Genomic DNA, 26,289 nt, shown 5'->3' with positions numbered 1-26,289 from the left:
TTCCGACCCACGCTATACCCGGTCTGGCCTGCCGTGTTGGATCTCGATCTGTTGCGAATGAACCGAAAGCCGACATTCCGCTAACGACCCAGTTGCAGTCGCTGATTCTCTAGGTGGACAGTGAGTGTCCCGTTGGGTCTTCACATTGAAGAGTGTGAGTGCGTTCGAAGCGTCAGTGAAGCCAACTTCACTTTAACCCGCGCCGAGAGGTCCAGAATACAACCCACTCAAATTGAAAACGGCGAACACCGTATCGACAAAATCCGAAAACAATCGACGAAGTTTGACCAGAACAAAATCTATTGTCGAAACTGAAATCTTCGGTCGGTTGATCCATTCGATTAATTCGTTAACCTTTCAAAATAATCGATTCGAATTTGGGGGATGGCATGGCAGATATAGTTGGCACGGTCGGCAGCGATGAATTGGTTGGCACACCTGAAAGCGACAATATTAATGGTGATGCCGGCGATGATACGCTTGATGGTGGTGAAGGCGACGACTTTCTCTACGGAGAAGGCGGCGACGATACGCTGATTGGCGGCGCTGGGGCCGACTACATGGACGGCGGAGACGGAATTGATACCGCAGATTACTCAGGCGAGAGTTCAGGTATCGAAATTCGCTTCCTCGACTTCACATTTACCGGGATCAATGGCGGTGCTGCAGAAGGCGATGTGCACGTCAGCATTGAAAACGTGATTGGCACGTCGTTCGATGATCAGTTCTGGGGTACTCTAACTGGCGAAGATAACATCTTCTGGGGCGGCGATGGTCGCGACGGGTTTGCAGGCTTCGGCGGGAACGACACATTTTATGGTCAGGCTGGCGATGATTTCATGTCTAACCAGTCGGGTAATGAGTACTACGATGGCGGCGACGGCTTCGACATAGTATCGTATGAATTCGGGGTTGATAACGGCACGGGTGCGACCGTCGACCTGACAGCTGCAGGTGGTGTACAGCAGGCGAGCGCTGCATGGGGTGCGGACACGTTGCTCAATGTGGAAGCAGTAATCGGCACGATCTATGATGATGTGATCACCGGGGACGATGCTGCCAACTACCTCTATGGCTTCCAACAGAGTACCGGTGGAGTGACGGGTAGTAATACGGATACTATATTGGCTGGTGGCGGAGACGATACGGTCGTCTTGGGCATTGGCGACCACACCGCGGATGGCGGCGCTGGCAACGATACAATCACCCTCCTCGATCCCGGCTACTCAGGTGAATCGTTGCTCGACCTCAACCTACAGGGAGCGGCGCAGGATACCGGGATGGGACTGATGACCCTTAGCGGTTTTGAAAATGCATCGACCGGGTTGGGGAACGACGAGCTGATCGGTGATACAAATGACAACATGCTCGGAGGTTCGGGCGGCAATGATACTCTCAGAGGCAGCATCGGTCACGACACGCTTTATGGTGACAGCTACTTCACAATAATCGACGGCATCGGAGGCGTAGAATTTGCCCGAGTAGAAGCATCGGCCGGCGATGATACTCTTGATGGTGGCGAAGGCGACGACTTTCTTTACGGAGAAGGCGGCGACGATACGCTGATTGGCGGCGCTGGGGCCGACTACATGGACGGCGGTGAAGGTGTTGATACGGCGGACTATTCAGGTGCTAGCGAAGGCATCATGATCCGCGGTTTCACCGGATTTAACATGGGTGGCGCAGCTGAAGGCGATACCCATGTTAGTATCGAGAATATAGTGGGCACTGCATTCGATGACGTTCTGTGGGGTACGTTCGCCGGAGAAGACAACATTTTCTGGGGCGGGGATGGTACAGACAGTTTCAATGGCTTCGGCGGCAACGACCAATTTTTTGGAGAGGGCGGTTATGATTATGCCGTGCTAGGTAGTTCAGACGAACTGTATGACGGTGGTGACGGTTTCGACTTGGTCTCGTATTACTGGACCGACCTAGGAGCAGGTGTAATCATTGACCTGCGCGTCGAGGAGCAGACAAGCGGAGCGTTCGGGACTGATACGCTTGTTAATGTCGAGGGGGCGCAAGGGACGCGCTATGATGACGTCTTCTACGGCACTTCAGAAAGCAACCACTTCTGGGGCTCGGAGTCATTTGGTTCGGCCAACAATAATGACCAGGCCTATATGGGCGCGGGTGACGACCATGTTCTTGTGGGTATCGGCAATCATGTCGTCGACGGAGGTGAGGGAAACGACACATTAAGGCTGACTGATCCCGCAATGATCAGCGGCGTAGTTGTCAGTCTCGAAATGGTCGGAATCGATCAAGAGTATGGTCACGGAACCATAAACATCTCTGGCATCGAAAATTTGTCGGGTAGTGAGCACGCTGACGTGCTGACTGGAGACGGAACCGCAAACGTTTTAACCGGTGACCTCGGAGACGACGAATTGCAGGGCGCTGGGGGCAGTGACACCCTCTTCGGCGATAGCCGCATAGCACTTTATGTTCTCGATACCCCCGCAGGGTTGGGTTGGGATGTCATCCCTCCCGAAGGGCCGGAAGGAAACGATATACTCAATGGCGGCGATGGGGACGACATTCTCTACGGAGAAGGTGGCGACGATACCCTCATTGGCGGCGAGGGCGCGGATAGTTTCATGATCGGGGTAAACAGCGGGAATGACACCATCCTCGACTTTGATTCACAGGATAGAGTCGTCTTTGACGAAGATCTCGAGATCGAGTCGATGAAAGACTTGGCGATCGTTGATACCACCGAAGGTGCCTCAGTAGCTTGGGGCGATGGTAGTAATAGTCTTTTGTTTGCGGGCGTGTCTGCCGATGACCTGTCACCATTCGACTTTGGTCTGACGCCACCGGTCCCGGACAATGTGCCTGATGGTCGCGGCCCGCCGGCCAATCCTGGCGGGGGACGACCATCAGGCAGATCGTCCGGCAAACAATTAGATCAATCTGAGAATAGCGGCGATGACGCTGAATTGCAGAGCGCCATATCGACGATTGAGGAAACTGCGCTGATGGATGCGCTGATCGATTACTATTCGAATGAAACGATCATTTCACCCTCTGCCAGTTCCGACAAAGCGATATCAACTGCCTTTCTCGATGTGCAATTGGTCTTGGAGCCATCAAGCATTGCGAGTTCATCAGCAAATTATATGGACGAGCAAATTTTCTTAGACATGCCTGTGGCCCAAATTCTGTAGTTCATTCGGTCGGGATATCACCTGACCACCCCAATCCACGACGCTTTCACCGAGCTCGACGTGTGCCAGAAGCAGCCCCGCCGCTATCGTCCCAGTTGCGGATGCTTCCCCGGTTCTGCTTTTCAGCGAGCAGGTCATATAACTTGCTGCAACTGATCGGCATGGGACACGCCTTTGGCTAACGGTCACAAGTGATCGAGCTCATCTGACTTAAGTGACACTTAGCTCGGCCAATATGCCGAAATGATCGCTTAGCTTGGTACCGTTTGGGCTCGTGGCCGACAGGCCGGTCACCTTCTTGCAGGATATTCCCTGAGATCCCGCGATGTGATCGATCGCGAAACCGCAATCTTCGATCTCGCCAGTCGAGAACACGTTTACCTGCCCCAAGACCATACGCTGCAGAGCTCCGAAAACATGGGTGGGAGCTCTTCGCTTTGGTATAGCCTGGTTGAAGTCTCCCATGACGACAAAAGGCTCTTCGAGGTGTCCTAATAAGCGCCCGAGACCGTTGAGATAGGCGAGGTGCTCATCCCAACGCTTCCTGTCGCGCCGTCCGGTGCTGACGTGCGCGGCCGCCCAGGGAATGCAAACTCCGACGAAGGTTAGTGGTCCGGCGCTGGTCTCGGTGAGGCCACGGACGAACCGGCCAGGCGGAAGCTCCTTATCACCCACTCGGTCGACGCGAGCCCATGGCTGTTTGCTCCAAAGAGCCACCTTTCTGCGGTCCCCGACCAAGGAATAACCGTAGTCCGCCTCGGCACAAGTAACGTGCCCGCTACCGCACATGAAGCCGGCATCCGCCTCGGTAATGCAAAGGACCTCTGGGTCACTCTCAAGCAAGCGGTCTCGCATCGTCTTGCCAGCGAGACTTAGAGGCTTTCTCCAGGCAACGTTCCAAGTTCCGACTTTAACCGAAGTTGCCAAGTAACAGTCTCCTCTTTTTGCCTGTTACCAGTGAGCGACTACTTGGGCTATTGAAAAGCAGTCACATAGGCTGTCGTTTTTTGGCAGAGCTTTGCTGCGCACGGCGGATAGCTATCGCAATTCCCGACTTCAAACGCTGCCTCCGACCTCCTGCCAAGCTGCAGTGCCTTCCTGTTGCAATGATTAATCTGATTGCGTCCTCAGTTCGGCAACGAGAGAACGTACTTCTGGCCGAATAACGTTGACCCAATCGTTGAGCCGATCCCGCAGCCAAGCAAATGCCGCCTCTCGATTTTCTGTCTGTGAGAGGTCGCCCGCTGCAAACCTTTCTGTGATTGTCTCGCGGCCTCTTATTTCAGTAATCTTGGCTTCGCCATTCAGTTGATGCCGGAAACTATCCCAATCTCGAACGAGCGCTTGACCAGCTTCCTCGCCGACATATCCCTTAGACCAGCCGAGGGTGAGGCCGACTTCACCGCTAGCGATCTCCCGCCAAACCGTTATCCAACTGCTCCCGCTTGGTGCGGGCAACATGAAGGCAAGATAGCCTTGCTTAGATGGCTTGGGGATGGGTTGCTCCGGGTCGTCCAAGCGTAGGTCTGAAAGAAATGCAGCCCAAAATTGCTGACGCTCCGTCGAGAGTTCCGATGCCTGCCTATCTTCCGTAGTCTCAGCGCTGTCTTCATCTTCGATTGCCATGCCATCAGGCAGTGATACGACATTCCGGTTGATGATCGTTGTCCGCGCAAGAACGCGAGGTGTAACCAGCCGCGAATTATCGGGCATGATGAAAACAGGCATCTCGATGAGCCCCATCGAAAAGTGAAGGCCTAGGTGGCGCTGCAGGTAGCCTGCAATTGCTTCTGTGCCTTCACGGATGCCATCGCCGACAATCAACAGCAGGAACCGCCCGCGTCGGAGATTGAGCGTCAGAGCATCGTTGAAAGCGACCTCATCGATCTCGTGACCCGCGTCTTTCAGCAGTCGCAGAATCTGGTTTCCATCTCCATCTACCCGCCGCGCCACTTCGCGCTGCAGGTCTGAGGAAGACCACAAGGCAAGTTCCTTGGCGTAATCCAAAATTTGCCCGACGACTTCTCGGCGGCCTTCCGGGTTTCGCCAAAGCTTACATTCAACCAAGACGGGAAGGCCCGAGGGCGTAACTAAGAAGTTGTCGATCGGCCCGGCGGGCGTGTTGAGTTCTCGGCAGATAGCCACCGGATCCGCAAAAACCGGGTCAACTTCCGCGATTGGCAGGCAGCCAGGATGTGTATGGACAAGGTCCTGTATCCAAGCTTCGCTTACGCTTTCGGGAGATGGCCCGTAGACCAGTTCTGTAAGCACCTGTGACGACGTGTCGTCGGCGGAGACCAAAATAGGTTGGGTGTGCTGTCTACTCATCCAAGCTTCCTTAATCGGGTTCGCTGCAGAGACCATCTCGAAACCGAAAAAATAATAAGAAAGGGCCCGAGCACGCTCACGCGCACTCGGGCTCCATTCGGTAAGCTAAGTCTTTATTAGAAGCACCTGCTCATAGGCTCTGACGCCCTTGCCGCTAGCGAGCGTCTCGCGGCATTTTCGGCAGTCTAACTGGTAAGGTTCGCGTACCGGCAGGCGATACCAGCTCACCTTGTGAACTGCGCCACAGTGGCTGCAGGTCATTGTTTCATTACCTTCCTGAAACGCCATCTCACGCGAACCCTTTCATCTGGGCCGCTCCGGCTTCAACTGCGGCCAGCAAGGTAGTGTCGGCAAGGTGACTGTACCGCATGGTCGACTGATGATCAGCGTGCCCTAGAATGCGTCCTATGGCGTAAAGATCGATGCCCGCGTTGATCATGAATGAGGCAGCCGAGTGCCGCAGGTCATGGATGCGTACGTCGCGCAGGCCCGCTTCTTTCCTTGCCACGTCCCATGCCCGCTTGATGTCGGCGTAAGGCTTACCCAAGTCCTCGAATGGTCATTCTGGAGGTGGAAGCGTCTGCACGAGGAACGGAACGAAAAGGGGCGCCTCAAGAGCCATGTCCGCGAAAAGCGGCCGCCGCTGCCGGAGTTACCTCGGTGGATTGAGTGACAGGGGATTAGTGCCGCCTGGGCGGCAAAGGCGACGCTCCATCTGACTGCCTGGCGGAACCCTCGGTAACGATGACTAGCGGAGTTGGGCAGCTATGATTTCTTATATGCCCATTTTTCCTTGCAATGCGAATTAGGCCGCAATATAGGACGGGCATTCCGGATTTCCCGTCTACCCAATTAAAGGAATGATGCCATGCAATCGCTTCAGCAAGAGTACGATATTCGCCTCACCACTTTCCAGGATGGTTATGAATGGGAGGAGTGCGACGGCCTCGTTCGATCACTTGCTCTTGCCGGCGACCTTATCGAGTGCGCATTCGAGCCAATCATTGCCGCTCGCGCCATGCATGCCCTCGGGCAGATCATCTCGACCGCGCCTGTCGCCGAGATGGCCTGGAGCAAGCTTGGCGATGGCGAGCCCTCACTCGATTGGCGAACAGACTGGGAGGACATTGACGCCTACAACGACACCTACTGGCCAGAAACGATGGAGCAGGCACACGACCTCAACGCCTTTGCCTACTACGGCATCCTCCCATCCTGGGCTCACCTTGGAGAGGAAGGAGAAAAGTCTCAAAGGGCGCATGACTCGCTGGATGTACCCGGGTTCGTGACCGCGGCCATCGAGAGGCTGACAAATTTTCTATCGCTGTTTGGCCCCGGCATGGAGTTCTATGGGCTGGAAACAATAAGGACGACCTGTCTGGCCGCAGCAGGGCGATTGAAGTTCGATAATGGCGACCCGTTGACGGTTCATGAGCTGGCAGCGCTCAGCCGCGTAACTACCAAGCGACTGCAGAATGCGATCTATGCAAAATCTGCCGACGCCCCAATCGTCTCGAAGGATGGATTGATTGCCGCTGCCAGCGCTGAGAGCTGGCTCACCAAACGGGAATACATGCCTTCGATCTGGAAGGAATATGTGTCGGGTGAGTGCTGGAAGTCAGAGCCAACTCCCATCGCGCCCAAAAAGCTCGAAGAGCCCGAGGAATACCTTTTTGTCCCGGAAGCGCGTGACGGGACAATCTTTGGTCCGAAGTCCTGCCTGCGCCCTGGCCGCCCCTCCGAGGAGCCGCACTACACGATCGGAGCAAAGGGCGAAGAACAGGATTACAGCAGCTACGAGGATGCTCTTGCCGCGCTGACCGCCATGGCAACTCCGCGCTGGCGACGCCCCAATGACGTCGGAAACTTCGGCATCGTCACTGTCGAGCGCTGGCGCCGCGTTTCGGCCAGAGAGCTTTCCCAGCTCTGAGCAAGACTTCACCGCGCAAGATAATAGCGCGAACTCATCAAGCGGTTGGTTCCTCCAAACCGCCCTGGCGCTTCAGCCGGGGGAGGACCCGACCGCGGGTGGCCAGTCACCACCCAGGCGCAGCCGGCGGTCGCCCATAACACCGGCAGGATGGAGCCGAGGCCTTTCGTCTCTCCCTTGGTGATCCATCTCCTGAACGCGGGGGTTCGCGTGACAGCCGGAGAGACGGTAAACTCATCACCGAGGAGAAGAAAATGCTCACGTTTAATCAGACCTTGCGGGTGGATCTGGAGCGGATCGCCTCAGAAATCATGAGCCTTTCAGACGTGAAGCTTTCGAGCGTTGTCGGATCCGGCGCCATACTCGATGAGCCTGCATTCTCGATGGGGCGATCTTCAGGTCTTGCCGCCTTCTATGCTCCATTCGACTGGATCAATGAAGATGCCGATATCATCCTCCTCGGAGTGACGCCCGGCAAACAGCAGGCCGAGGCGGCACTGGCTGCACTGCGGAACGAGCTTCGCTCGGGACGTACAGTTGCTGATGCCATGCGAGTAGCGAAGCTTTCGGCCTCATTCGCCGGAGAGATGCGAACGATCACAACCCGGCTGATGGATCATTTCCGCATGAATGATCTGTTCGGGCTGGCTTCTGCATCAGACTTGTTCGGACGATCCAGCCACCGGGTGCACTACACCTCGGTCTATCGTTACCCGGTTCTCAAAAGAATGGCAGCCAACTGGATCAACTATCCGGGCGGCACTTCGAGGATCGACCTCGAAAATCCGCTTCTGCAAGGCATGGTTCGAGACTACCTGATCCCGGAATTGAAGATGCTGCCGAATGCGTGGCTTGTCCCCTTCGGCCCTACCCCAGCGACCATCCTCGCTGAGCTTTCAGAACAGGGATTTGTTGATGGCGGCCGGATCTTGGCCGGACTGAACCACCCCTCGGGCACGCAGTGGAACCGGCATAAGTGTCAGCTTGATCTGGTAAATCACGACCTATGTGCGACGAATGTTGGGTGCAGGAAGATACAGGGTCGTTCAAGAGAGCTGACGAAGGTGATCTCGGCACATCTGTGTGAGCGGCACTGATCTGTTGTTGAACGGGGGGCCGAAATTCCGGCTCAGTCTTTGGCCTTCCGCGGGGAAATCACCCACAGCTCGCCGTCAGCCTCCGGTCGGGCAACGATTACGACGGCATGATGACCTTCCTCTGCCTCCAGCTGGAGCCAAACTGGCGCACCGCCGCGAGCAGGTGGCCTGAAGTCCGGCGAGGTGGAAAGCACGTCGACCATCTCATCCGGCATCCGACGAAACTTCGCCTCTGCTGCTGGAATCTGCTGCTCGAGGAACGGCAGTACATCGTGCGTACGCTGCAGTTCGGCCAAGGCTGGCGCAAGTTCATCTTCTGCTGTCATCCTCGGCTGATATCGCTGACGCTAAAGGAAGTCACGACCGGAGCATTTCTGGTAAACCGGATTGAGACAACTCAAGCGATCTGTCACCATTCCTGATCCATTTCCGAAGTATGGTGAGCAACTGATCGAAATCGCCATCGCGGATGGCGCACTCCCAAACGATCGCTGTGCGCCATCCGGCATCCTGCAGCAGCTCCAGGTTGCGCCGGTCGCGTGCGACGTTTCCAGCGAACTTCTCCTCCCAGAAATCCTGCCTCGTCGCCGGCGTTGTCGCAAACCGGCAGCCTTCGTGCCTGTGCCAGAAGCATCCATGAACTTGGATGGCAGCTTTCCACTTCGGCAGGACTATGTCCGGTTTTCCGGGCAGGTGCTTGTCATGTACGCGGAACCTGAAGCCCTCGGCATGCAGCAAACGGCGCAATCTCACCTCTGGTTTCGTGTTCTTTCCGCGAATGCCTGACATCATGCGTGAACGGGTGGCCGGATCTACAATATCAGTCATCAAAAGGTCCCTGGCCTATTCGGTCGAACCTGGTATCAGGGTCGTCAATTGGAGACAGTCTTTCAAATGAGCTCAAGGTTCAAGGTTGTGGATCTGTTCGCCGGGCCCGGCGGGCTTGCCGAGGGATTCTCGTCGGTCCGCGCGGCTGACGGATCTCGCATCTTTGATGTCGCGCTTTCAGTGGAAATGGAGCCAAACGCGTTTGCCACATTGCGATTACGCAGCTTCTTCAGGCAGTTCGATAAGGCCCCATCAGAATACTACGATTACATTGCCGGACGGATCTCCAAAGAAGAGATGATGGCTGCGCATCCTGACGAATGGAAGGCGGCAGAAAAAGAGACCATGCAGCTCGAGCTTGGGCCCGCTACCAGGGGGGACTTGGATCCGGTTCTGGAGGCGCTTCGCAATGCTTCTGAGCCGATAGTTCTAATAGGAGGTCCGCCTTGCCAGGCATATTCGATCGTAGGCCGGAACAAGAACAGGAGCCTGGCCGAATACGATCCTGCCAAGGACAAGCGCCACTATTTGTACAAGGAATACATCAGGATCATTGAAAAGCTGCAACCGACAGCTTTCGTGATGGAAAACGTCAAAGGCATCCTCTCGTCGAAGGTCGACAAGAACGAAATATTCCTGAGGATCCTCGAGGATTTGCGTGCTGCTGGTAGCGATCCGGATAGCTACACTTTGTTCCCGCTCGTCACCGGAGGCAAGGGAGTCGGAGCAGGCTTTCTCATCCGTTGTGAGGACTATGGCATTCCGCAATGCAGGCACAGGGTCATCGTTGTCGGTATCCGCACGGACGTTGCAAAGGAATTGGAGGCGACGCTCGAATTCAATGGTCTTGTGCCTGCGGCCCGCCAGTCGACCGTTTCAGACGTTCTTGAAGGCATGCCGAAGTTGCGCAGTGGCATCACTCCCCAGAGGGATGACAATGACCTCTCATGGCGCGACGCGGCAACAAAAGGTATGGAGAAGGCCGCTGAAGCATGCGACGGGTTTGGCGCCTCGTTCCGGCAGGTTTCGGAATTGCTCCGTTCTACCGCAGCAAAACTGGCTGACTCTGCAGAAATTCCGGAGAGAAACAGCTCGAGACCCTGTGCTGTCAAAGACAACATGCTCGCATCCTGGTTCTCTGACCCGATGCTCGACACTTTACCCAATCATGGGACACGTGGGCACATGCCTGATGACCTTGCCCGGTACGCATTTGTCGCGGCGTTCGGACAGATATTCGGGCGATCCCCGAAGTCGAAGGAATTTCCAATGGGCCTGGCTCCTGACCACAAGAACTGGAAGTCCGGGGATTACGGAGATCGCTTTCGCGCTCAGGTCTGGAGCAGGCCGTCGACGACAGTGGTAAGCCACATATCAAAGGATGGACACGCCTTCATCCATCCGGATGTCTCTCAATGCCGAAGCTTGACGGTAAGGGAAGCAGCCAGGCTTCAGACCTTTCCCGACAACTACTTCTTTGAAGGAAACGGCAGGACGCCGCAGTTTACTCAGGTCGGAAATGCTGTGCCGCCATTGATGGCGAAACAGATTGGAGAGGCGTTGTTGAAGGTTCTCGGAGGGCGAACAGGATCAGAATAGGTCTCCAGTGTGTTGGCAACTATCGCGGCGAGCCACATCTCCGAGGAAACTCCTTCATCCAGAACGCCTCAACGCAGAGCAGAGGAACCTGACTGTCGGTGAGGCTGCGCGCTAGCAGGCCCTTCCGGATTACGATCCGTACCGGACCAATCGCACGCAGCAAAACCTACAGGTAGGCAGTGCCTTAATGTCATATCTTGCTCACCAGATTGTCCGGCGTTTCCTCGCGGTGCTTGTGGCAAAGCTCCGCTACGAGGTTGTCCAGGAAGACGAAGAGCCCGCATTCGTATTTTGCCAAGCCATTCACAAACCATTCGGCACTCAGATTTACTTCGACAGAGCGATTCCAATTGCGCGTCAGCTGCACACATATTGCAAATATTTACCAAATGTATTGACATTTTGAGTCGCTTCTGACCATATGTGCCCAATGGAGGCGAATCATGACGGACAAGCGCGATAAGTTTGTGAGGTTGGCGGAGAACAGAGTAAACAAGGCGCTCAAGGATATCCAACTTATCGGAAATCTTTGTAACCGGCATGCCTACGAATATACGGATGATGACGTGCGAAAGGTATTTCGCGCACTTCAGGAAGCGCTCGATTCATCCAAGAAGCGCTTCACCGAAAGTGGCTCTCAATCTCGTGGCGAATTCAAGCTCTAGGAGGGATAGCTTTGTCTTACAGCGTTAAGTTTCTACCCAATCCAGCGCGAAAGCCAGAGGGCCTCGGCGAAGGAGGTATCGAGCAATTTCGCGGGAAGCCTTACATCAGTTGCGCCCGGGAGACGGGGCAGAATTCGAATGATGCCGGCTCCAAGGACGGCGACAAGCCGGTTGTAATGAAATTCAACCTCCATCAGATCGCTCGCTCAGACCTGCCCTTCGCTGACGAATTGTTTGAAGCATGCAAGCACTGTCTCGCTGACAGCGAAGGCAAGGCAGCTCGCATGGAGAACGATCCTGATTCCGATAGGACGACCCAGTTCTTCCGACGTGCAGTCACCGAGAGTAGCGGCGACACAATCTCTATCCTGGAAATCGCTGACTTCAACACCACAGGTCTGACTGGGCCGATGGACGACTCCGAAAGCGTTTTTAACTCGCTGGTCAAGGCAGACGGGGTCAACAACAAGCGGAGCGATGATTCCGGGGGCGCGTTTGGCATTGGAAAGAAAGCCGCATTTGCGGCATCAAATGTTCAAACGGTTCTCTATTCCACTCTGACGAAAGACAAGGAAGGGGGCGACGAATTTGGCATCCAGGCGCGGCTGCAGCTCTTGTCCCACGAGAGGGATGACGAACCCGTCAGGGCAGAAGGTTATTGGGGAAATCCCGATTTTGCACCAATTACAGATACTGCAGGCCTGCCGGACTGGATGATACGTGATGAGTGCGGGACATCACTGTTTGTAATCTGCTTCCCCAGCCAAGTTGACTGGGCGGAAAAGATGGAAATTTCCATCCTGACGAACTTCACGACCGCCATCTTCCGGGGCCGGATGGAATTCTCCATCGATGACGGAAACATAATCATCAATAGTACAACGCTGGCTCAACGCCTCGCTTCTTCAAAAATGGACGAGGTGGCAAAGGATGCCGGTTTAACGATGCAACTAGGCTACGCGCGACAAATCCTGAAGTGCTTGTCGTCTGCGGAAACACAAACATTCACATTCGAGGTGGCAGGTTACGGAAGCGCAGATCTGCACATTCTGGTCGAATCCGAACTTCCACGTCGGATCCTCATAGTGCGCAACGGCATGTTTATTACAGACCATCTCCAGGCATTTGATCAAGGACTTGTTCGTTTCCAGACACTCGATTTTGTTGCAATTCTTGAGCCATCGGCAAGTTCTGACGGGAAGAAGTTTGGGGCCCTGCTAAAACGGCTCGAAAATCCCGAGCATAACGCTTTTGAGCCATCCCGGATAATCGGGGATCAAGAGCAGAAGCGCATCAAGAAAGAGATAAATGTCCTCGTCTCGAAGATCCGGAAAAAAATAACCGAGGTCGCAAAAATCGAAACAACTGACAGTGATGATATTTATGAACTTGCCCATCTCTTCGCGTCGGATGCAGGAGACGAGGAGGCGACATCTTCCGGCGAGACCGATCCTGAAAGATTTACGTACGGTCAGGCCAAGCAGCGGAAGGTCAAGACGCTGCGGACTCGAACCACACACAATAATGGCAATCAGGGAGGTTCTGGCGGCAGCGGAGGTCAAAGCGGCGGCGGAGGGAGCGGGGCCGGCAGGGGGAGCGGGTCTGGGACCGGCGGCACAGGAACTTCGTCAAAAAGGAAACCGATCGAACTGGCAGCTACAAGGATCTACGAGGTCGTAGAATCTGGCAAACATTCGCACGAGATGCACTTCACACCCAAATCGACTGGTCGAGCAGAAATCTCGGTCGCTGCATCTGGCTTGACCAGTACAGCGGGGCTGCCAGTGGCGAAGGCCGGGACGGGTAAAGTCGAGCAGGGGAAGATTCAGCTCGACCTTGAAGAGGGCAAGCGCGTTTCGATCCGTGTCGAGCTTCTAGAGAGCTTCCATGGTCCAATGGAGCTGTCTGCGTTTCCCATAGAAGACGCGACGGAGACCGAAGCATGAGACTCTCCGATGGAATGAACTTTCCGCACCCTGTTCTCGCCAAATGGAGAGACGACCATTCGGACGGATACCTTGAAGCAAAAATTGCCTATCGAGAGGACCAAGCAAGCGACAGAATTTCGATTGCATGTGACCTCAAGATTTCGAACTCGGAGATCGAGAAGCTCCTGCAAGATGGCAAGGCTGCTATCGGCATTTTCGCACTTGGAGTTGCGACAGGCGTGAGGGAGCTCATCCCCTTGACGATCGGTAAATCGGTTTACAGCTTCTCCCCGGGCGCTCTGTTGGGCACCGTGAATCTTCGTCCGCTTGTCTGGACAGTTCATGAAATTCCGAATTGGGAGCCGGCGGGCGTCCATGAGGAATTCCCGTCACGCTTCAATCTCAGGAAAGGTGATATCCTTGCAATGGGCGAGGAGTTTCAGATCGAGATTGGAAACCTCCCACTGCCAAATCTGGAAACGATTTTCTCTATTGTGGTCAGGGAAGATCTCGAAAAGGGTGAACTTGAGGTCAATCTCGACAGTGAGAAGATAACTGTTTTGGCAGGGCGAGATACTTACGATCTCATTGAGCGGATGCGAAATCATAAACAACTTGCGGCGGTAGTCATGAACTCTCTGTACGTTCCTGTCGTGATGGAGGTGTTGTCCATCCTAAGGTCTGAGAAAGGTACGGGACAGTACCAAGGAAAACGTTGGGTTGCGCCCTTTGTTGAACGTTGCGAAAAGCTTGAAGTCGCATACGACAGCGACAGCTCCTCATTGATATATGATGCCTGCAAATTGCTCGCGGTACCCTTTCATGACCTTGAAGCGGTCGAGGGAGTATGGGCATGATTCAGCCGCTTAATTATGTTTCCGACAAGGTTGTTGAACAGCTCGCTGATGGAGTTGAAGCCAATATAGATCACTATGAACATGGAACGTTCGACGAGCACGCAAGCGAACAAGGCTGGGGTCTGGAGCTGAAGAACGTCAGCTACGATCCGAGTTTTGCAACCAAGCTCGAGCTCGACAATTCTCGGGAAGCAGAGATCAAGAATTCGCTGCTAGTACATTCCGCATTTCAAGGCATGACCGCCGCTATTGCGAGGCAGGAGCGCGTTTGGGTCAGGCTATGCCACATTGATTGCCTGGAATACTCAAGAAAGAGATGGATCCGCAACGATCCCGCAAAGGATGTCGCCAACCACTTTTTCGCGCGAACGCTCGACCAGTGCCGGGATGATAATGCAATCGCAAGGCTCTGGTGGAATGGGCATATTGCCAACCAGATCGACTCATCAAATCCTGAGCGCGTACTCAAACAGATTCTGGCGCGCGCCAATATACGCCTGCAGTTCTTTGACAGGTCCAACGCATCGTTCCGCCTTCCAATCGCCAAGGGAATTGTCCGGCTACTTGAAAGAGAGGGCTGGTTACATGAGCACGATAGGTCTTTTGAGGTCTTTATGCTTGTGATGGACAAGCATGCTGGAGGCCTGCTTTTCGAGTCATTGCAAGATGCGGAAATAGATGCCCTGCTCAGCTCGAACCTTCCAGCTGCCAAGAAAGAATTCGAGCGCCGCTATGCAAAAGATGCGTAACTCGTATCGAAACATCCAAGCGGAGGTTTCACACTGCGCAAGACGCCAACTGATTTTATGTTAAGTAGGGCAACCGGATCGGGCCGTAAGCGGTTTGTCCGGTTTTGGTGCCATTGGCAGGAAATCCAGTCATTGCTCAACTGCGATTTTTTCGATCAAGCAATGTTAGCTGTGCTGATGCCAATTAGTGGAAAACACCAGCTTCCTTTTCTCAGATTCTGCACGCGTCTGCGAGCAAAAGCCCGCCGACAAGACCTGCATCATTCCCCAGTTCGGCCGGTACAACTTGCTGACGGGTGCGCCCCGGCAGGTAGTCGCGGCCAATCAACTGCGTCATTTCACCGACCCGGTCGATAAGGCCGGGTGTTTTCACAACCCCGCCGCCCAGAACGACCCGTTCGATTGCGCAGAATGCAAACAGCGAATGGCACAGTTGGGCGAGATAGCCTGCGACCAGCGTGTGGGCCTCGTGATCCTGGGGTAAGTCGGAAAGCTTCTGTCCCCAGCGCGACAAGATCGCGGGACCGCTTGCAAGGCCTTCCAGACAGTCGCCATGAAATGGGCAAGACCCTGCGAAGACGTGATCGCTCTGGTCCCGGCGCGGGAAGAAATGGCCCATCTCAGGGTGTCCCGCTCCGTGGACCACCTGTCCGTTTACAATCAGCCCACCGCCGATTCCGGTGCCCACCGTGACATACGCCATACCCGCCGTCTCGCGGCCTGCACCAAGCTGATGTTCAGCCAGAGCAGCTCCGTTGACATCGGTGTCGAACCCTACCGGTACGCCAAGATGATCAGCGAAATATCCAGCGAGATCGCATCTGGACCAGCCCGGCTTCGGTGTCTTGAGAATGTGGCCCCAATCGGAGGCGTCGCGGTCAAGCTGTGCTGGTCCGAAGGTAGCGATTCCCAATGCGGACAGCTCGCCGTGTGCTTCGAGCCACTGCGCTGCTTCTGCAAGTGTCTCTTCCGGTTTGCGGGTGGGTATCTCGTGCCGCGCTTCAATGTCGTCAGGGGAGCGGCCAACAGCCAGCACGAACTTCGTACCACCAGCCTCGATTGCGCCAAGCAAAGTTCCGTCACCGCTCGTCATCAATTCTTCACCAGAGTTGTTCGTGCCCCGTCGATAGCGAGTTGCAGGAACGGCGCAAAGGTGCCGCCGAAACGCGCCCTTCGTGACTGCAATTCAGGGACACTCGGATCTTCCGGTCCCCAGTAATCGACAAAGCTTGCGACGGTCAGGTCGGGGAGAACCCACCAGCTATAGGCCTGTGTCGGACGCTCAACAGGATTGGCGACCACAAGCCCGGTCTTGTTGAGCAAAGTCCAAGGCCCTTCGAGTGTCTTGGCAGTTGCCCCATAAAGTCCGGTAGGCGCTGCGATCCCGGGCGCAAAAACGCCGCGCTGAGTGGACCAGAACAGGTAGAGCGCGTCACCAAACTCCACGATATGTGGGCGCTCCAATTCGTTGTTTACCTGCGTAGCTTCCACAAGCGGATGGTTCAGCCAATAACCACCGCCTTCTTGAGCGGCAGCGAGACCGATGAGCCCGTCGTGCGTGCTGGGTTTGCCCGCCGAAGATCCAGTGAACAGTACATAATCACGACCATCGCGATCGCGGTAGTGCGAGGGATCGCGAAAAGCCTTGATCTTGCCGGGCACGCCCTCGTTCTCGTCAGCGGGACGGTAGATTTCACCGTCCGCGGTGAAGATCTCCGTTGGCGTCGACCATGCGGCAAAAGGATTCTCTTCGTCCTGCCATTCTGTCTTCGTCGCGAACAGGCGTTGTTCATAGGAAAGCTGCGGATCGCCTTTTTGCCCTGTAGCCGTGAAAAACAATGTCACGATGCCATTGTCGAGCCGCGCCGAACCTGACCATTCCCGTGCCCCTGGAGATATCTCTTCCGGCATAGTCTCGCCGACATGGCGGAACTTGTCGCCGGTTCGGTGGAAATGGTGAATGCGTGCCAGATGATGGCGCTGTTCGGGATCATCGGATCTTGCAACCGCGAGCGCGAACCAAAGTTCTCCATCTTGCCAGGTGACAGGATTTCCAGAGGGATCGGCAAGCGGCCAGGCATCCCAGACGTCCAGTTCCGGGGACATTGGCTGAGCCTGATCCGCGTCCAGAATTGGTGCCTGGTTGGTATTATCGAGTTGAAGGCCCTGCAACGCTTCTGACGTCCAGGTGCAAGTCTGTATTTTCATTTGATTTAGCTTGATGGCGCTGGAACTCATGCCTCTCGCTTTCGAATATCAGACGCGTAGTTCTTCCTGATGTCTTTCAGGAAACAGATGCGTCCGATGAAAAAGAATTGGCCGGCGGACAGGGAGAAGCGCCCGCCGGCCAAAGTACCCGCACACCTAGTTAGAAGTCGATCCGGACCGATGCCGAAACGGTGCGACCAGCAATTGAACGCGCCCGAACGATGCCGTTACCCGGGATCGAGCCCTCTTCAGCTTCGGTGTAACCGTAGGCGTTGAAGAGATTGTTTGCGTTCAGGGTCAGCTCCAGCCGGTCGAGCGGTCGAACCGACAGGAAGGCGTTCACCTGATTGTAGCCCGGCAGAACCAAGTCGTTATTATCCTGCGTGAAGCTCTCGGTGGTGCCGATCAGGTTCAAGCCAGCGGTGAAGAAGTCATCTTCATACTGAGCGGTACCCTGATAGACAAAGTCGGCCTGACGACGCGGCGTGTTGCCGATGATGGCAGCATTGTTCGCATCCACAATTTCGGAATCTGTCCAGGTGGCGCCTGCCGAAAGCGAGAACGGACCAACTTGATAACTGCCCTCTACCTCGAGCCCGAGCGCCTCGTAAGTGTTGTCGGTGAGCAGAAGCGGAGCGATCTCGACATTTGTCTCCGCCGTTTCAGCGTAAAAAGCCGTTGCGTAAAGACGCAGCCCGCTCCCTTGATACTTCAAGCCACCTTCGAGCTGATTCACTTCTGCGATTACGCCGCTGTCACCGCCCGGCAGACTGCCGTCGAGAGCACTTACGGCTGGCGAGAATAGGCTACGGTCCGCCGTGTGGCGGCCACCTTGGCTGTAACGAGCGAAGATCGAAAGATCGTCGGTCAGCAGATAGTTCGCACCCAGCGAGAACGAGAAGAAATCATAATCGTAGTTGACCGGGCGGGCATTGGTTAGCGGCAAGATACTGGTCTGTGCTTCGGCAGGGTCGATGTTGCCATCGTTGTTAAAGTCGAAGGAAGTCACACCAGTGCCAAAGCCGCTGTCAGCGCCAGTGATGGTGCCGTTCGCCGAACCGAAATCGTAGCGGCCGCTGACGTCCAAAGTCAGATCGCCCACTTCGACAGAAAGCGAGGCGAAGGGCGCGTAGGTATCATAGCTGACATCGTAATTTCGGCGGCAGCAGTTCCCAAAGAAGCTGGCACCAAAGCCCACGACGCCGTTCTGCGTGACCAGATCGCCACCCGCATCGCGAATGTCGACGAGCACTGATTCACCGTCACCCTCGACAGTCTGGACGAATGAGGTCCACAACCAGTCGGTATCGATTTCCTGGCGGGAGGCGTAAAAGCCTGTGGTGAACACGGCCGACGCACCGCCCATGTCGAATTCACGCGAAAGGCGTAGATCGTTCGAAATATTGTCGAGGCTATTCAAGCGCACGTTGAACAACACAATGTTCGTCAGTAGGCCATTACCGCCGATGGACATTGGGTTCGCGGCAGAGCCTGCATTCGGGCCAGAAGCAAATTCAATGGTTGAGCCCGCGCCGCCGATTCCATCAGCGATGGATTGGGCCGAACCCGCACTTGCCGGGAATGGCGAAACAAAGCTGCCCGAGTTGTCGGCAAAGCGGAAACGTTCCGTCAGCACCCAACCATCGGCAAATTCGATTTCAGCTTCGAGGCCGAGAGCCGCAGATTTAACCGAGAGACCATCGTGAATGTCGTATGTCGTCGGATTGTTGTCGCCATCGAGCGTCGCTGAAGTGGTGATGTACCGGCTGTAGAGCGAATCCGAGCGGGGGTCGAAATTGTCGATTGCCTGATAATCGGGATCAGAAGCAGTGCCGCCAACGAAAACCGGCTGCGGCAAGATCGTGGGTGTGCTGTCGTCCAGATACTTCCCGTATACGCGGATATAGCCGCCATCGAATTCTTGCGTGAAGTTCGCGCGTATCTGGCCGCCATTGCTAGCAGTGTAGCCAATGTCGCGGTTGCCCTCACCGGTGCGATAGAAACCGCCAATGTGGAAGTAGCTGTCATCGGTCAGGCTTGCACCGTAGTCGAAGTCCAGGCGATATGTTTCGTGATCGAGACCGACGGTCCCGGCGATTGCGCCGCCTTCACGTTCACCCGTCTTCGAGATGAAGTTGACCACACCGCCTGGCGAGTTCGATGCAAAGGTCGAAGCCGAGCCGCCGCGAACAGCTTCTACCCGGCCTACATTGCGGTCTGCACGGAGGAAGTTGTCGGAATTGCCGAAAATGATATCGCCAAATTCGAGAACAGGCAGGCCGTTTTCTTGCAGCTGGATATAGCGCGCACCGCCGGTCGATACGGGAATGCCGCGAACGGCGATGTTGGCGTTGCCTTCACCGCCCGACGCTTCCGCACGGATTCCGGGGATCTGGCGCACCAGGTCTGCAGACGAGCCGGGGTTGAGCTGCGTGATGGTATCGGAATCTATCGAACTGAGCGAAACCGAAGTCTCGAGCTCATTACCGCCACGCGCAACGGCGGTGACAAAGATGGTGTTTTCTTCAGCTGCCTCTTCCTCACCGGAAGCTGCAGTGTCCTGCGCGAAAGCAGGGATCGAAAATGCCGACAGTGCAACACCGAAGACCAAGGCGTGACGAAACTTCATAGCAAAACTCTCCTCATTCGTTCGCGATTTTACGCGATTCGCACTTAAGGCATAAATCGATTGCAAACGTTTGCAACAGCTTTTTTGCAAACGTTTGCACAAACGTCATTATTGTGTCACTCAGTTGCCACGGATCGCCGCAAGAGCGACCGGGTTGAGAGGATACTGCAAATGAAAAGCATCGGAAAACCGCGGCTTTCGCTCATGCGAATCATCGAAATGAACATTGGCTTCTTCGGGCTGCAGTTCAGTTTTGGACTACAGCAGGCCAATATGGGACCGATCTACGGTTTCCTTGGCGCGGAAGAATCGACGATGCCGCTGCTGTGGCTGGCTGGTCCGATGACCGGCCTTATCATCCAGCCAATCGTGGGCGCGATGAGCGATCGTACAAGCAGTCGTTTTGGACGCCGGACGCCCTACTTCCTCATCGGCGCGATCATTTGCACAATCAGCCTGTTCCTCATGCCGTATTCGAGCGCGCTGTGGATGGCAGCAAGTCTCTTGTGGATTTTGGATGCTGGCAACAACATTACGATGGAACCTTACCGCGCCTATGTCGCGGACAGATTGGCACCCAACCAACGATCGATAGGCTTTCTCACGCAAAGTGCATTTACGGGCTTGGCGCAGACATTGTCATACCTCGCCCCCACACTGTTGACCGCCTTCGTCGCGCAGGATGTACTGGACGACAATGGCATCCCCGTAATCGTCCGTATTGCTTTCATCATAGGTGCGATCCTGTCGATCAGCACCATCGTTTGGTCTGTGTGGCGCGTGCCAGAATTGCCGCTCGAACCAGAAGAGCAGGCCGCGATTGATGCCAAGCCGATGACCGTCCGCGCTACCATGCAGGAAATTGTCGATGCGATCCGAGATATGCCCAAGCCCATGCGCCAGCTTGCGCTGGCCATGTTGTGCCAGTGGTACGCCATGTTTGCTTATTGGCAGTATATTACCTTCGCGGTGGGTCGGTCGCTTTACAATACTTCTGACCCTTCAACAGCCGCCTTCCGTGAAGCGACGCTGACGACACAGCAAGCGGGCGCGCTTTACAACTTCATCGCATTTGTAGGTGCGCTGCTGCTGATCCCGATAGTGGCCAAATTGGGCGCGCGATTGGTCCACGCGGTCTGCCTCACTGCATCGGGAATCGCGATGTTCCTGATACCCGGTGTCGAAACGCCCGTAGCACTGTTTGTCTTGATGATCGGCATCGGGATAGGTTGGGCCGGAATGATGGGGAATACCTATGTCATGCTTGCAGACTCAATCCCGGCAGAACGCAACGGCATATACATGGGTATCTTCAATATGTTCATCGTTTTGCCGATGCTATTCCAGACATTGACGATGCCCTTGATCTACAATCCAGTTTTGGGCGGCGATCCTCGCAATGTCCTGCTATTGGGGGGTGGATTGATGATACTGGGAGCCTTGGCGACCATGTTTGTCGATGCAGGCCACCGTGTTCCACGAGAACAAGCACCGATTGCGCCTGCTTGAGGGGCTTCAATGAATAAGAAGTATGCAGAACCCGGCGAAGGCGACGAGGAGGCGTTGCCTCGTCCTATCCGCACGATCACCGATCTCGCGCGGGTCGCCGGCGTGTCACCAGGCACGGTTTCGCGCGCGCTGGCAGGCAAAAGCCTCGTGAATGCCAAAACCCGTGATCGCATTCAGGCGCTTGCCCGCGAGCATGGCTTCCAACCCAACCAGATGGCGAGTGCGTTACGCCGTCAGAAAACAGGCGTGATCGGCGTCGCGATCCCTCTTGGTCACGATCGTCAGCAGCAAATTTCAGACAGCTTCTTCATGACGCTGTTGGGTCATCTGGCGGACGAACTGACTGAAAAGGGTTACGACCTGATGCTTCGCCGCGTCATTCCAGAACGCGACGAGGACTGGCTCGACCGGTTCATCCGCTCTGGCATTATCGACGGCGTCATCGTCATCGGCCAATCGGACCAATTCGATAGAATCGAAGAAGTTGCAGATGGCTATTTGCCTATGGTCGTTTGGGGTAATCACCAGGAAGGCCAACGCCACTGTGTTGTCGGTGCCGACAACCGACTTGGTGGGCGCCTCGCAGCAGAGCGACTGATCGCCGCTGGAGCCAAGCGGCTTGCGTTCTTCGGCGATACCGGGCCGTTCGAATTTGCAGCACGCTACGCCGGAGCCCGCGATGTAGCCCAAGCGATGGGGGTGTCGATTACGTCGGTCTCAACACATCTTTCGCCGGAACAAACAAGCAAGGAAATATCTTCTTTCCTTGCCGAGCATCGCGAAGAGATTGACGGCATTTTTGCTGCCAGTGACTCCATTGCCTTCGCGTGCATGCAGGAACTGCGCAAGCTTGACATCAAGGTGCCAGGCGAAATTAAACTTGTCGGATTTGACGACTTGCCAATCGCCAAGCAAACCCTGCCGCCTTTGACCACAATTCGTCAGGACATCGAAGCTGGTGCCCACGGACTAGTCGACCTGTTGCTAAGACGTCTGCAGGGTGACGAAACCGAAAGCCTTGTCATGCCGCCGAGATTGATTGTCCGCGAGACTGCTTAATCGCAGGCGTACAATTGGGTCTATCGAGCGGCCGCCTCGTGACAACTGGGTCACATTCACAAAATAGGTATGGTAGCTTTCAGGGTCATCCAAGTGTTGACGAAATGACTACAAGGGGGCGCAAAACGGACGTTCCACTGGACTTCACGCACAACTCGAGCATTCATGCTGAGCGAGACGGAGCCGTCTCCAGAGCCGCTTCGGTCATAGACCGCGCGGCCTGTGTCACTGCAAGACCGAGATAGTCTCGGTCTCAAGCAGGAGACGCGACATGCCATCCCAAAATGCAAAGCCCGACAACAGGAAACGTCCCACCAAGGCCGAAACAGTAACGCGGATGTTGAGGCGAGCAAAAGGCGCATCCATAGCCGAGATCGCAAAGGCAACAGACTGGCAGCCGCATAGCTGTCGTGCATTCCTCACCGGAGTCCGGAAGAGTGGGAATACGGTAATCAAGGAGCACCGGTCCGACCGGTCGTTGGCCTATCGAATAACCAGCTCTGCATCAGCCGAGCAGATCCGATGAGCACGCTGAAGACCAAGCTCGAATCGCTGAACGAGATGACTCCATCACAGCTACGTGCAGAATGGCGAGAACAGCTTCGTACAATTGCTCCCGACATTGGACCTGATTTGCTGCGCCGCGGGATCGCCTGGAAGCTCCAGTCCCGCGTTCATGGCGGCCTGCCAACAGCAACGCGAAACAGGTTGAGCGAGGCATTACGGCAGATTGAGAAGACTGGCGACGTCATGTCTGCTCGAGACATCTCTCTGAAGACAGGAACGCGGCTGGTTCGTCAGTGGCACGACACGACCCATCATGTGCTGGTCCTCAGTGACGGCTTCGAGCATCAGGGGCGGCATTATTCAAGCCTGACCCAGATCGCCAGCGCGATAACAGGCACCCATTGGTCAGGTCCGAGGTTCTTTGGAGTCCGCAAACGCAAGACAGAAAAGCAGCGGGCGTGTGCTGATGACTGATCGCAAACGCTGCGCCATCTACACGCGCAAATCGACCGAGGAAGGACTTGAGCAGGCATTCAACAGCCTTGATGCACAGCGAGAAGCCTGCGCCGCTTACGTCATGAGCCAGGCTCATGAGGGCTGGGAACTGGGCGGCGAGCTATATGACGACGGCGGTTGGTCAGGCGGCAACATGGACCGGCCGGGGCTTCAACAGCTTCTGGCGGATGTGGAAGCCGGCAAGGTCGATGTCATCGTCGTCTACAAGGTCGACAGGCTTACTCGCAATCTTGCTGATTTTGCCCGCATTGTCGACAAGCTGGACAAGGCTGACGCATCGTTCGTTAGTGTTACTCAGGCGTTCAACACGACCACCAGCATGGGAAGGCTAACCCTCAATGTCCTCCTCTCATTTGCACAGTTCGAACGCGAGGTCACCGGAGAGAGAATCCGCGACAAGGTTGCAGCCTCGAAACGCAAGGGAATGTGGATGGGAGGGCCTGTTCCGCTCGGGTATGACCTTGATGATCGAAAGTTGCTGCCGCATCCCACAGAAGCAGCGCAAGTCCGGCTGATCTTTGAACGGTATGTTGCGCTTCGATCGATTAGTGCACTTGCTGAAGACTTGGCTGGACGCGGGATCAGAACCAGACTCAGGACCTACCGTGATGGCCAGACCAAGGGTGGTATCCATTTTACGAAAGGCCCGCTCGCCCTGCTGCTCAAGAACCCGATTTACCTCGGCAAAGTTCGCCATGACGGAGAGCTCTATGAAGGCGAACACGAGCAGATCGTGCCGCAGGATAACCAGCCAGACCCCGTGCTCCTGAAGCTGATCGCAAAAGCCCGCGCGGCCCAGGAAATGGTCATTGCTGGCAAAGACCATCCAGCAGTCTCGGATTACGGCAAGCGCCATCTTTGGCAGCTTCTTCGCATCAGCTGGCTTGCACCGGATATCCTCTCGGCCATAGTCGAGGGCCGGCAACCTGCATCGCTGACAGGCCGGCAACTGCTTCGCGCTACCAGCATCCCGCTCGGCTGGGACGAACAGCGCCACTTCTTCGGATTTACCTAAACTCGAGCCCAATCAGCCTACTGCAACTGGTATCCGGTTTTCAGGGTTTAGAGAATTCGGCCATTATCTGGTTGTGCGGTGTGCGCCAGAAAGCTCTCTTCCGCAAAGTACGGATTTTGCTTGAGCGATATACCACTGAAAACACGGATTTTTATCAGGAGTCCGACCGGGATCTCGGCGCCAGTCTCGACCTTCAGGAGTGGGTGGTGCCGCTTAGAGGATTCGAACCTCTGACCCCATCATTACGAATGATGTGCTCTACCAACTGAGCTAAAGCGGCGCTCTCGCGTCCCTTAGGCAAGCGCGTTTGCGGTCGCAATACGCCAATTGCCAAGGGAGTGGAGGCCCGAGCCGGAATCGAACCGGCGTGCAAGGATTTGCAGTCCTCTGCGTAACCACTCCGCCATCGGGCCGGAAGGCGCGCCAACTAGCCCAGAGCGGGCGCGGGCGCAATGCCCTTCCTGCTTGTGGCTCGGATAATGTGTCGGCGCGTTTAGTGAATGCTGCTCTAGGGATCGGGATGAGGAAGAATTAAACGTCTTCTCAATAGAAACTTGGCAAGATCGGCAGCTGTTGAACGGATCACCCAAGGAGACAATCGACCATGGTTTCGCTCGCCGCGCAGGAAAAGGACGTGCTGCGCATCAAATGCCGTTCGCGCCGGGGCATGAGCGCGGAGCTGGAGGTGCTCGATATCTCCATTGGCGGAGCAATGGTCGAAGCGCGCGGATGGACCGCATCGCCGGGTGACCGTGTGCTCGTGACTTTACCGGGACTTTCGGCGCAGCCTTCGGAACTGGTCTGGCTTGAAGACGGCCGCGCCGGCATTGCGTTCGAACAACCGCTTCACGAAACTGTGTTCGACAAGTTCGACGCCATGGTATCGCGCTAGGGCCGGGCTGCTAGTCCGAGGGTTCCTTCACCCAACCAAGATCGCGCAGATAAGCGTCGAGCGCGTCTTGCTCACCCGAAGTGCTGCCTAGCAGGAATTGGCTGCTTTCGGAGAGCATGTAGCCGCCGCGCGGAGCCGTGGCGACTAACCCTTCGCAACCCGCATCTGCCAGCTTCGTGCGAAGCCGCGATACATGGACTTCGACGCTGTTGGTCTCGGGATCGTGATTGATTCGCCAGACGTCTTTGAGCAGTTGCTTGCGTGAAACGCGTTCTCCCGGCGAATCGGCGAGCCGCCAGATTACTCCGAACTCACGCGGATGAAGGCCGAGCCAGCGGGCACCGTGCCGTGCGTCACGATGAAACAGGTCCAGTGTCAGCGGGCCGAAGCTGCGCCACCGCGGCAGCATGCCAAACATATCGCTGACACGTTTTGCGCGGGCCTGAAGTTCGAAATTGTCGGTCGAAGCGGGCAGGGCCTCGGCGCAACCCAGGTTCAGCAAGCGCGCGCGCTCGGCCGGGTCTTCCACGCCGAGGAGGATGAGGCGCCATGCCGGACGGTCGGCTTCTGCCATGGCCAGCCGGTGGTCCGGGGAAAGGTGGCGCGTGTCGCACACCAGTACATGGCGGCATTCTGCGCGGCAGCCGCATGTTCCGTGGCACAGCGACCAGCCATGGCTGCGCAAGTCCCACTTAGCAGGTGGTTCTGTCCCCTCAGCAATCCAGCCGAAAAATGGCAATCCGCTGCTCCGAAAACCGTGTTGCGGACACGTCACCCTTTTCGGTGACTATGCGCAAGTG

At 55.8% G+C, this 26,289-nt stretch carries 24 protein-coding genes and 2 tRNA genes; 14 read left to right on the top strand and 12 right to left on the bottom strand.

Features of this window, described 5'->3' with window-relative positions:
- The first annotated feature begins 389 nt into the window (after window positions 1–389).
- Window positions 390–3,173, top strand: a complete 2,784-nt coding sequence (locus tag AAC850_RS03895; protein ID WP_340587310.1) for a calcium-binding protein — start codon at window positions 390–392, stop codon at window positions 3,171–3,173.
- 210 nt (window positions 3,174–3,383) lie between these two features.
- On the opposite strand, the gene AAC850_RS03890 is transcribed toward AAC850_RS03895, so the two are convergent.
- The 3 genes from AAC850_RS03890 to AAC850_RS03880 all read right to left on the bottom strand — a co-directional run bounded on the left by AAC850_RS03890 (window position 3,384) and on the right by AAC850_RS03880 (window position 6,048).
- Entirely contained in the window at window positions 3,384–4,100 is a 717-nt protein-coding gene (locus AAC850_RS03890) for an endonuclease/exonuclease/phosphatase family protein (RefSeq protein WP_340587309.1), read from the bottom strand.
- Between the two features lie 183 nt (window positions 4,101–4,283).
- Entirely contained in the window at window positions 4,284–5,501 is a 1,218-nt protein-coding gene (locus AAC850_RS03885) for a hypothetical protein (RefSeq protein ID WP_340587308.1), read from the bottom strand.
- 289 nt (window positions 5,502–5,790) lie between these two features.
- Window positions 5,791–6,048, bottom strand: coding sequence for a tyrosine-type recombinase/integrase (locus AAC850_RS03880; protein WP_340587307.1), 258 nt, complete (start codon window positions 6,046–6,048; stop codon window positions 5,791–5,793).
- 321 nt (window positions 6,049–6,369) lie between these two features.
- On the opposite strand from AAC850_RS03880, the gene AAC850_RS03875 reads away from it, so the two are divergent.
- A complete protein-coding gene (locus tag AAC850_RS03875; RefSeq protein WP_340587306.1) occupies window positions 6,370–7,431 on the top strand; it encodes a hypothetical protein in 1,062 nt (353 codons plus the stop codon).
- A 254-nt stretch (window positions 7,432–7,685) separates the two neighbouring features.
- Window positions 7,686–8,528 (top strand): hypothetical protein, encoded by an 843-nt coding sequence (locus AAC850_RS03870; RefSeq protein ID WP_340587305.1) that lies wholly within the window; start codon window positions 7,686–7,688, stop codon window positions 8,526–8,528.
- Window positions 8,529–8,560: 32 nt separating this feature from the next.
- On the opposite strand, the gene AAC850_RS03865 is transcribed toward AAC850_RS03870, so the two are convergent.
- The gene (locus AAC850_RS03865) at window positions 8,561–8,854 is read right to left on the bottom strand and encodes a hypothetical protein (RefSeq protein WP_340587304.1); all 294 of its coding nucleotides are present in this window, start codon (window positions 8,852–8,854) and stop codon (window positions 8,561–8,563) included.
- Window positions 8,855–8,885: 31 nt separating this feature from the next.
- Window positions 8,886–9,356 carry a very short patch repair endonuclease gene (locus tag AAC850_RS03860; protein ID WP_340587303.1) on the bottom strand — a complete coding sequence of 157 codons (471 nt, stop codon included), beginning with the start codon at window positions 9,354–9,356 and terminating at the stop codon, window positions 8,886–8,888.
- Between the two features lie 66 nt (window positions 9,357–9,422).
- Here AAC850_RS03860 and AAC850_RS03855 point away from each other — a divergent pair, with 66 nt between their 5' ends.
- The 5 genes from AAC850_RS03855 to AAC850_RS03835 all read left to right on the top strand — a co-directional run bounded on the left by AAC850_RS03855 (window position 9,423) and on the right by AAC850_RS03835 (window position 15,154).
- Window positions 9,423–10,955: a DNA cytosine methyltransferase gene (locus tag AAC850_RS03855; protein ID WP_340587302.1), complete on the top strand. Its 1,533-nt coding sequence runs from the start codon at window positions 9,423–9,425 to the stop codon at window positions 10,953–10,955.
- Window positions 10,956–11,398: 443 nt separating this feature from the next.
- Window positions 11,399–11,620, top strand: coding sequence for a hypothetical protein (locus AAC850_RS03850; RefSeq protein WP_340587301.1), 222 nt, complete (start codon window positions 11,399–11,401; stop codon window positions 11,618–11,620).
- A 176-nt stretch (window positions 11,621–11,796) separates the two neighbouring features.
- Window positions 11,797–13,566 (top strand): hypothetical protein, encoded by a 1,770-nt coding sequence (locus AAC850_RS03845; protein ID WP_340587300.1) that lies wholly within the window; start codon window positions 11,797–11,799, stop codon window positions 13,564–13,566.
- Window positions 13,563–14,405, top strand: a complete 843-nt coding sequence (locus AAC850_RS03840; RefSeq protein WP_340587299.1) for a hypothetical protein — start codon at window positions 13,563–13,565, stop codon at window positions 14,403–14,405. The genes AAC850_RS03845 and AAC850_RS03840 overlap by 4 nt, the downstream gene beginning before the upstream one ends.
- A complete protein-coding gene (locus AAC850_RS03835; RefSeq protein WP_340587298.1) occupies window positions 14,402–15,154 on the top strand; it encodes a DUF6339 family protein in 753 nt (250 codons plus the stop codon). Before AAC850_RS03840 ends, AAC850_RS03835 begins: the two co-directional genes overlap by 4 nt.
- Window positions 15,155–15,365: 211 nt before the next feature.
- On the opposite strand, the gene AAC850_RS03830 is transcribed toward AAC850_RS03835, so the two are convergent.
- From AAC850_RS03830 to AAC850_RS03820, 3 genes are all read right to left on the bottom strand, one after another.
- Window positions 15,366–16,247 carry an ROK family protein gene (locus tag AAC850_RS03830; RefSeq protein ID WP_340587297.1) on the bottom strand — a complete coding sequence of 294 codons (882 nt, stop codon included), beginning with the start codon at window positions 16,245–16,247 and terminating at the stop codon, window positions 15,366–15,368.
- A complete protein-coding gene (locus AAC850_RS03825) occupies window positions 16,247–17,362 on the bottom strand; it encodes a glycoside hydrolase family 68 protein (RefSeq protein ID WP_340587296.1) in 1,116 nt (371 codons plus the stop codon). The genes AAC850_RS03830 and AAC850_RS03825 overlap by 1 nt, the downstream gene beginning before the upstream one ends.
- Before the next feature lie 160 nt (window positions 17,363–17,522).
- Entirely contained in the window at window positions 17,523–19,991 is a 2,469-nt protein-coding gene (locus tag AAC850_RS03820; protein ID WP_340587295.1) for a TonB-dependent receptor domain-containing protein, read from the bottom strand.
- Window positions 19,992–20,162: 171 nt separating this feature from the next.
- Between AAC850_RS03820 and AAC850_RS03815 the strand changes: the two genes are divergently transcribed.
- Both AAC850_RS03815 and AAC850_RS03810 read left to right on the top strand, forming a co-directional pair.
- Window positions 20,163–21,500, top strand: coding sequence for an MFS transporter (locus AAC850_RS03815; protein WP_340587508.1), 1,338 nt, complete (start codon window positions 20,163–20,165; stop codon window positions 21,498–21,500).
- A 9-nt stretch (window positions 21,501–21,509) separates the two neighbouring features.
- On the top strand, window positions 21,510–22,559 hold the full coding sequence (locus AAC850_RS03810; RefSeq protein ID WP_340587294.1) for a LacI family DNA-binding transcriptional regulator: 1,050 nt from the start codon (window positions 21,510–21,512) through the stop codon (window positions 22,557–22,559).
- 225 nt (window positions 22,560–22,784) lie between these two features.
- Here the strand turns inward: AAC850_RS03810 and AAC850_RS03805 are convergent, their stop codons facing one another.
- The gene (locus tag AAC850_RS03805) at window positions 22,785–22,925 is read right to left on the bottom strand and encodes a hypothetical protein (protein WP_340587293.1); all 141 of its coding nucleotides are present in this window, start codon (window positions 22,923–22,925) and stop codon (window positions 22,785–22,787) included.
- On the opposite strand from AAC850_RS03805, the gene AAC850_RS13955 reads away from it, so the two are divergent.
- The 3 genes from AAC850_RS13955 to AAC850_RS03795 are packed head-to-tail and all read left to right on the top strand — an operon-like array spanning window position 22,897 to window position 24,597.
- A complete protein-coding gene (locus tag AAC850_RS13955; RefSeq protein WP_422723174.1) occupies window positions 22,897–23,085 on the top strand; it encodes a DUF3489 domain-containing protein in 189 nt (62 codons plus the stop codon). The genes AAC850_RS03805 and AAC850_RS13955 overlap by 29 nt on opposite strands.
- Window positions 23,082–23,540 (top strand): DUF2924 domain-containing protein, encoded by a 459-nt coding sequence (locus tag AAC850_RS03800; protein WP_340587292.1) that lies wholly within the window; start codon window positions 23,082–23,084, stop codon window positions 23,538–23,540. Before AAC850_RS13955 ends, AAC850_RS03800 begins: the two co-directional genes overlap by 4 nt.
- Entirely contained in the window at window positions 23,533–24,597 is a 1,065-nt protein-coding gene (locus AAC850_RS03795; protein ID WP_340587291.1) for a recombinase family protein, read from the top strand. Before AAC850_RS03800 ends, AAC850_RS03795 begins: the two co-directional genes overlap by 8 nt.
- 204 nt (window positions 24,598–24,801) lie before the next feature.
- Here the strand turns inward: AAC850_RS03795 and AAC850_RS03790 are convergent.
- Together AAC850_RS03790 and AAC850_RS03785 are read right to left on the bottom strand one after the other, a co-directional pair.
- Window positions 24,802–24,877: transfer RNA gene (locus AAC850_RS03790), tRNA-Thr, on the bottom strand.
- 59 nt (window positions 24,878–24,936) lie between these two features.
- Window positions 24,937–25,010 (bottom strand) — tRNA-Cys (locus tag AAC850_RS03785).
- Window positions 25,011–25,201: 191 nt separating this feature from the next.
- On the opposite strand from AAC850_RS03785, the gene AAC850_RS03780 reads away from it, so the two are divergent.
- On the top strand, window positions 25,202–25,489 hold the full coding sequence (locus tag AAC850_RS03780) for a PilZ domain-containing protein (RefSeq protein WP_340587290.1): 288 nt from the start codon (window positions 25,202–25,204) through the stop codon (window positions 25,487–25,489).
- 10 nt (window positions 25,490–25,499) lie between these two features.
- Here the strand turns inward: AAC850_RS03780 and AAC850_RS03775 are convergent, their stop codons facing one another.
- Entirely contained in the window at window positions 25,500–26,174 is a 675-nt protein-coding gene (locus tag AAC850_RS03775; RefSeq protein ID WP_340587289.1) for a winged helix-turn-helix domain-containing protein, read from the bottom strand.
- Window positions 26,175–26,289: the final 115 nt, after the last annotated feature.

Origin of the sequence: Erythrobacter alti, from assembly GCF_037996805.1 — a bacterium.
GTDB classification, from domain to species: domain Bacteria; phylum Pseudomonadota; class Alphaproteobacteria; order Sphingomonadales; family Sphingomonadaceae; genus Alteraurantiacibacter; species Alteraurantiacibacter alti.
This window is presented reverse-complemented; position numbering and strand designations above follow the sequence as displayed.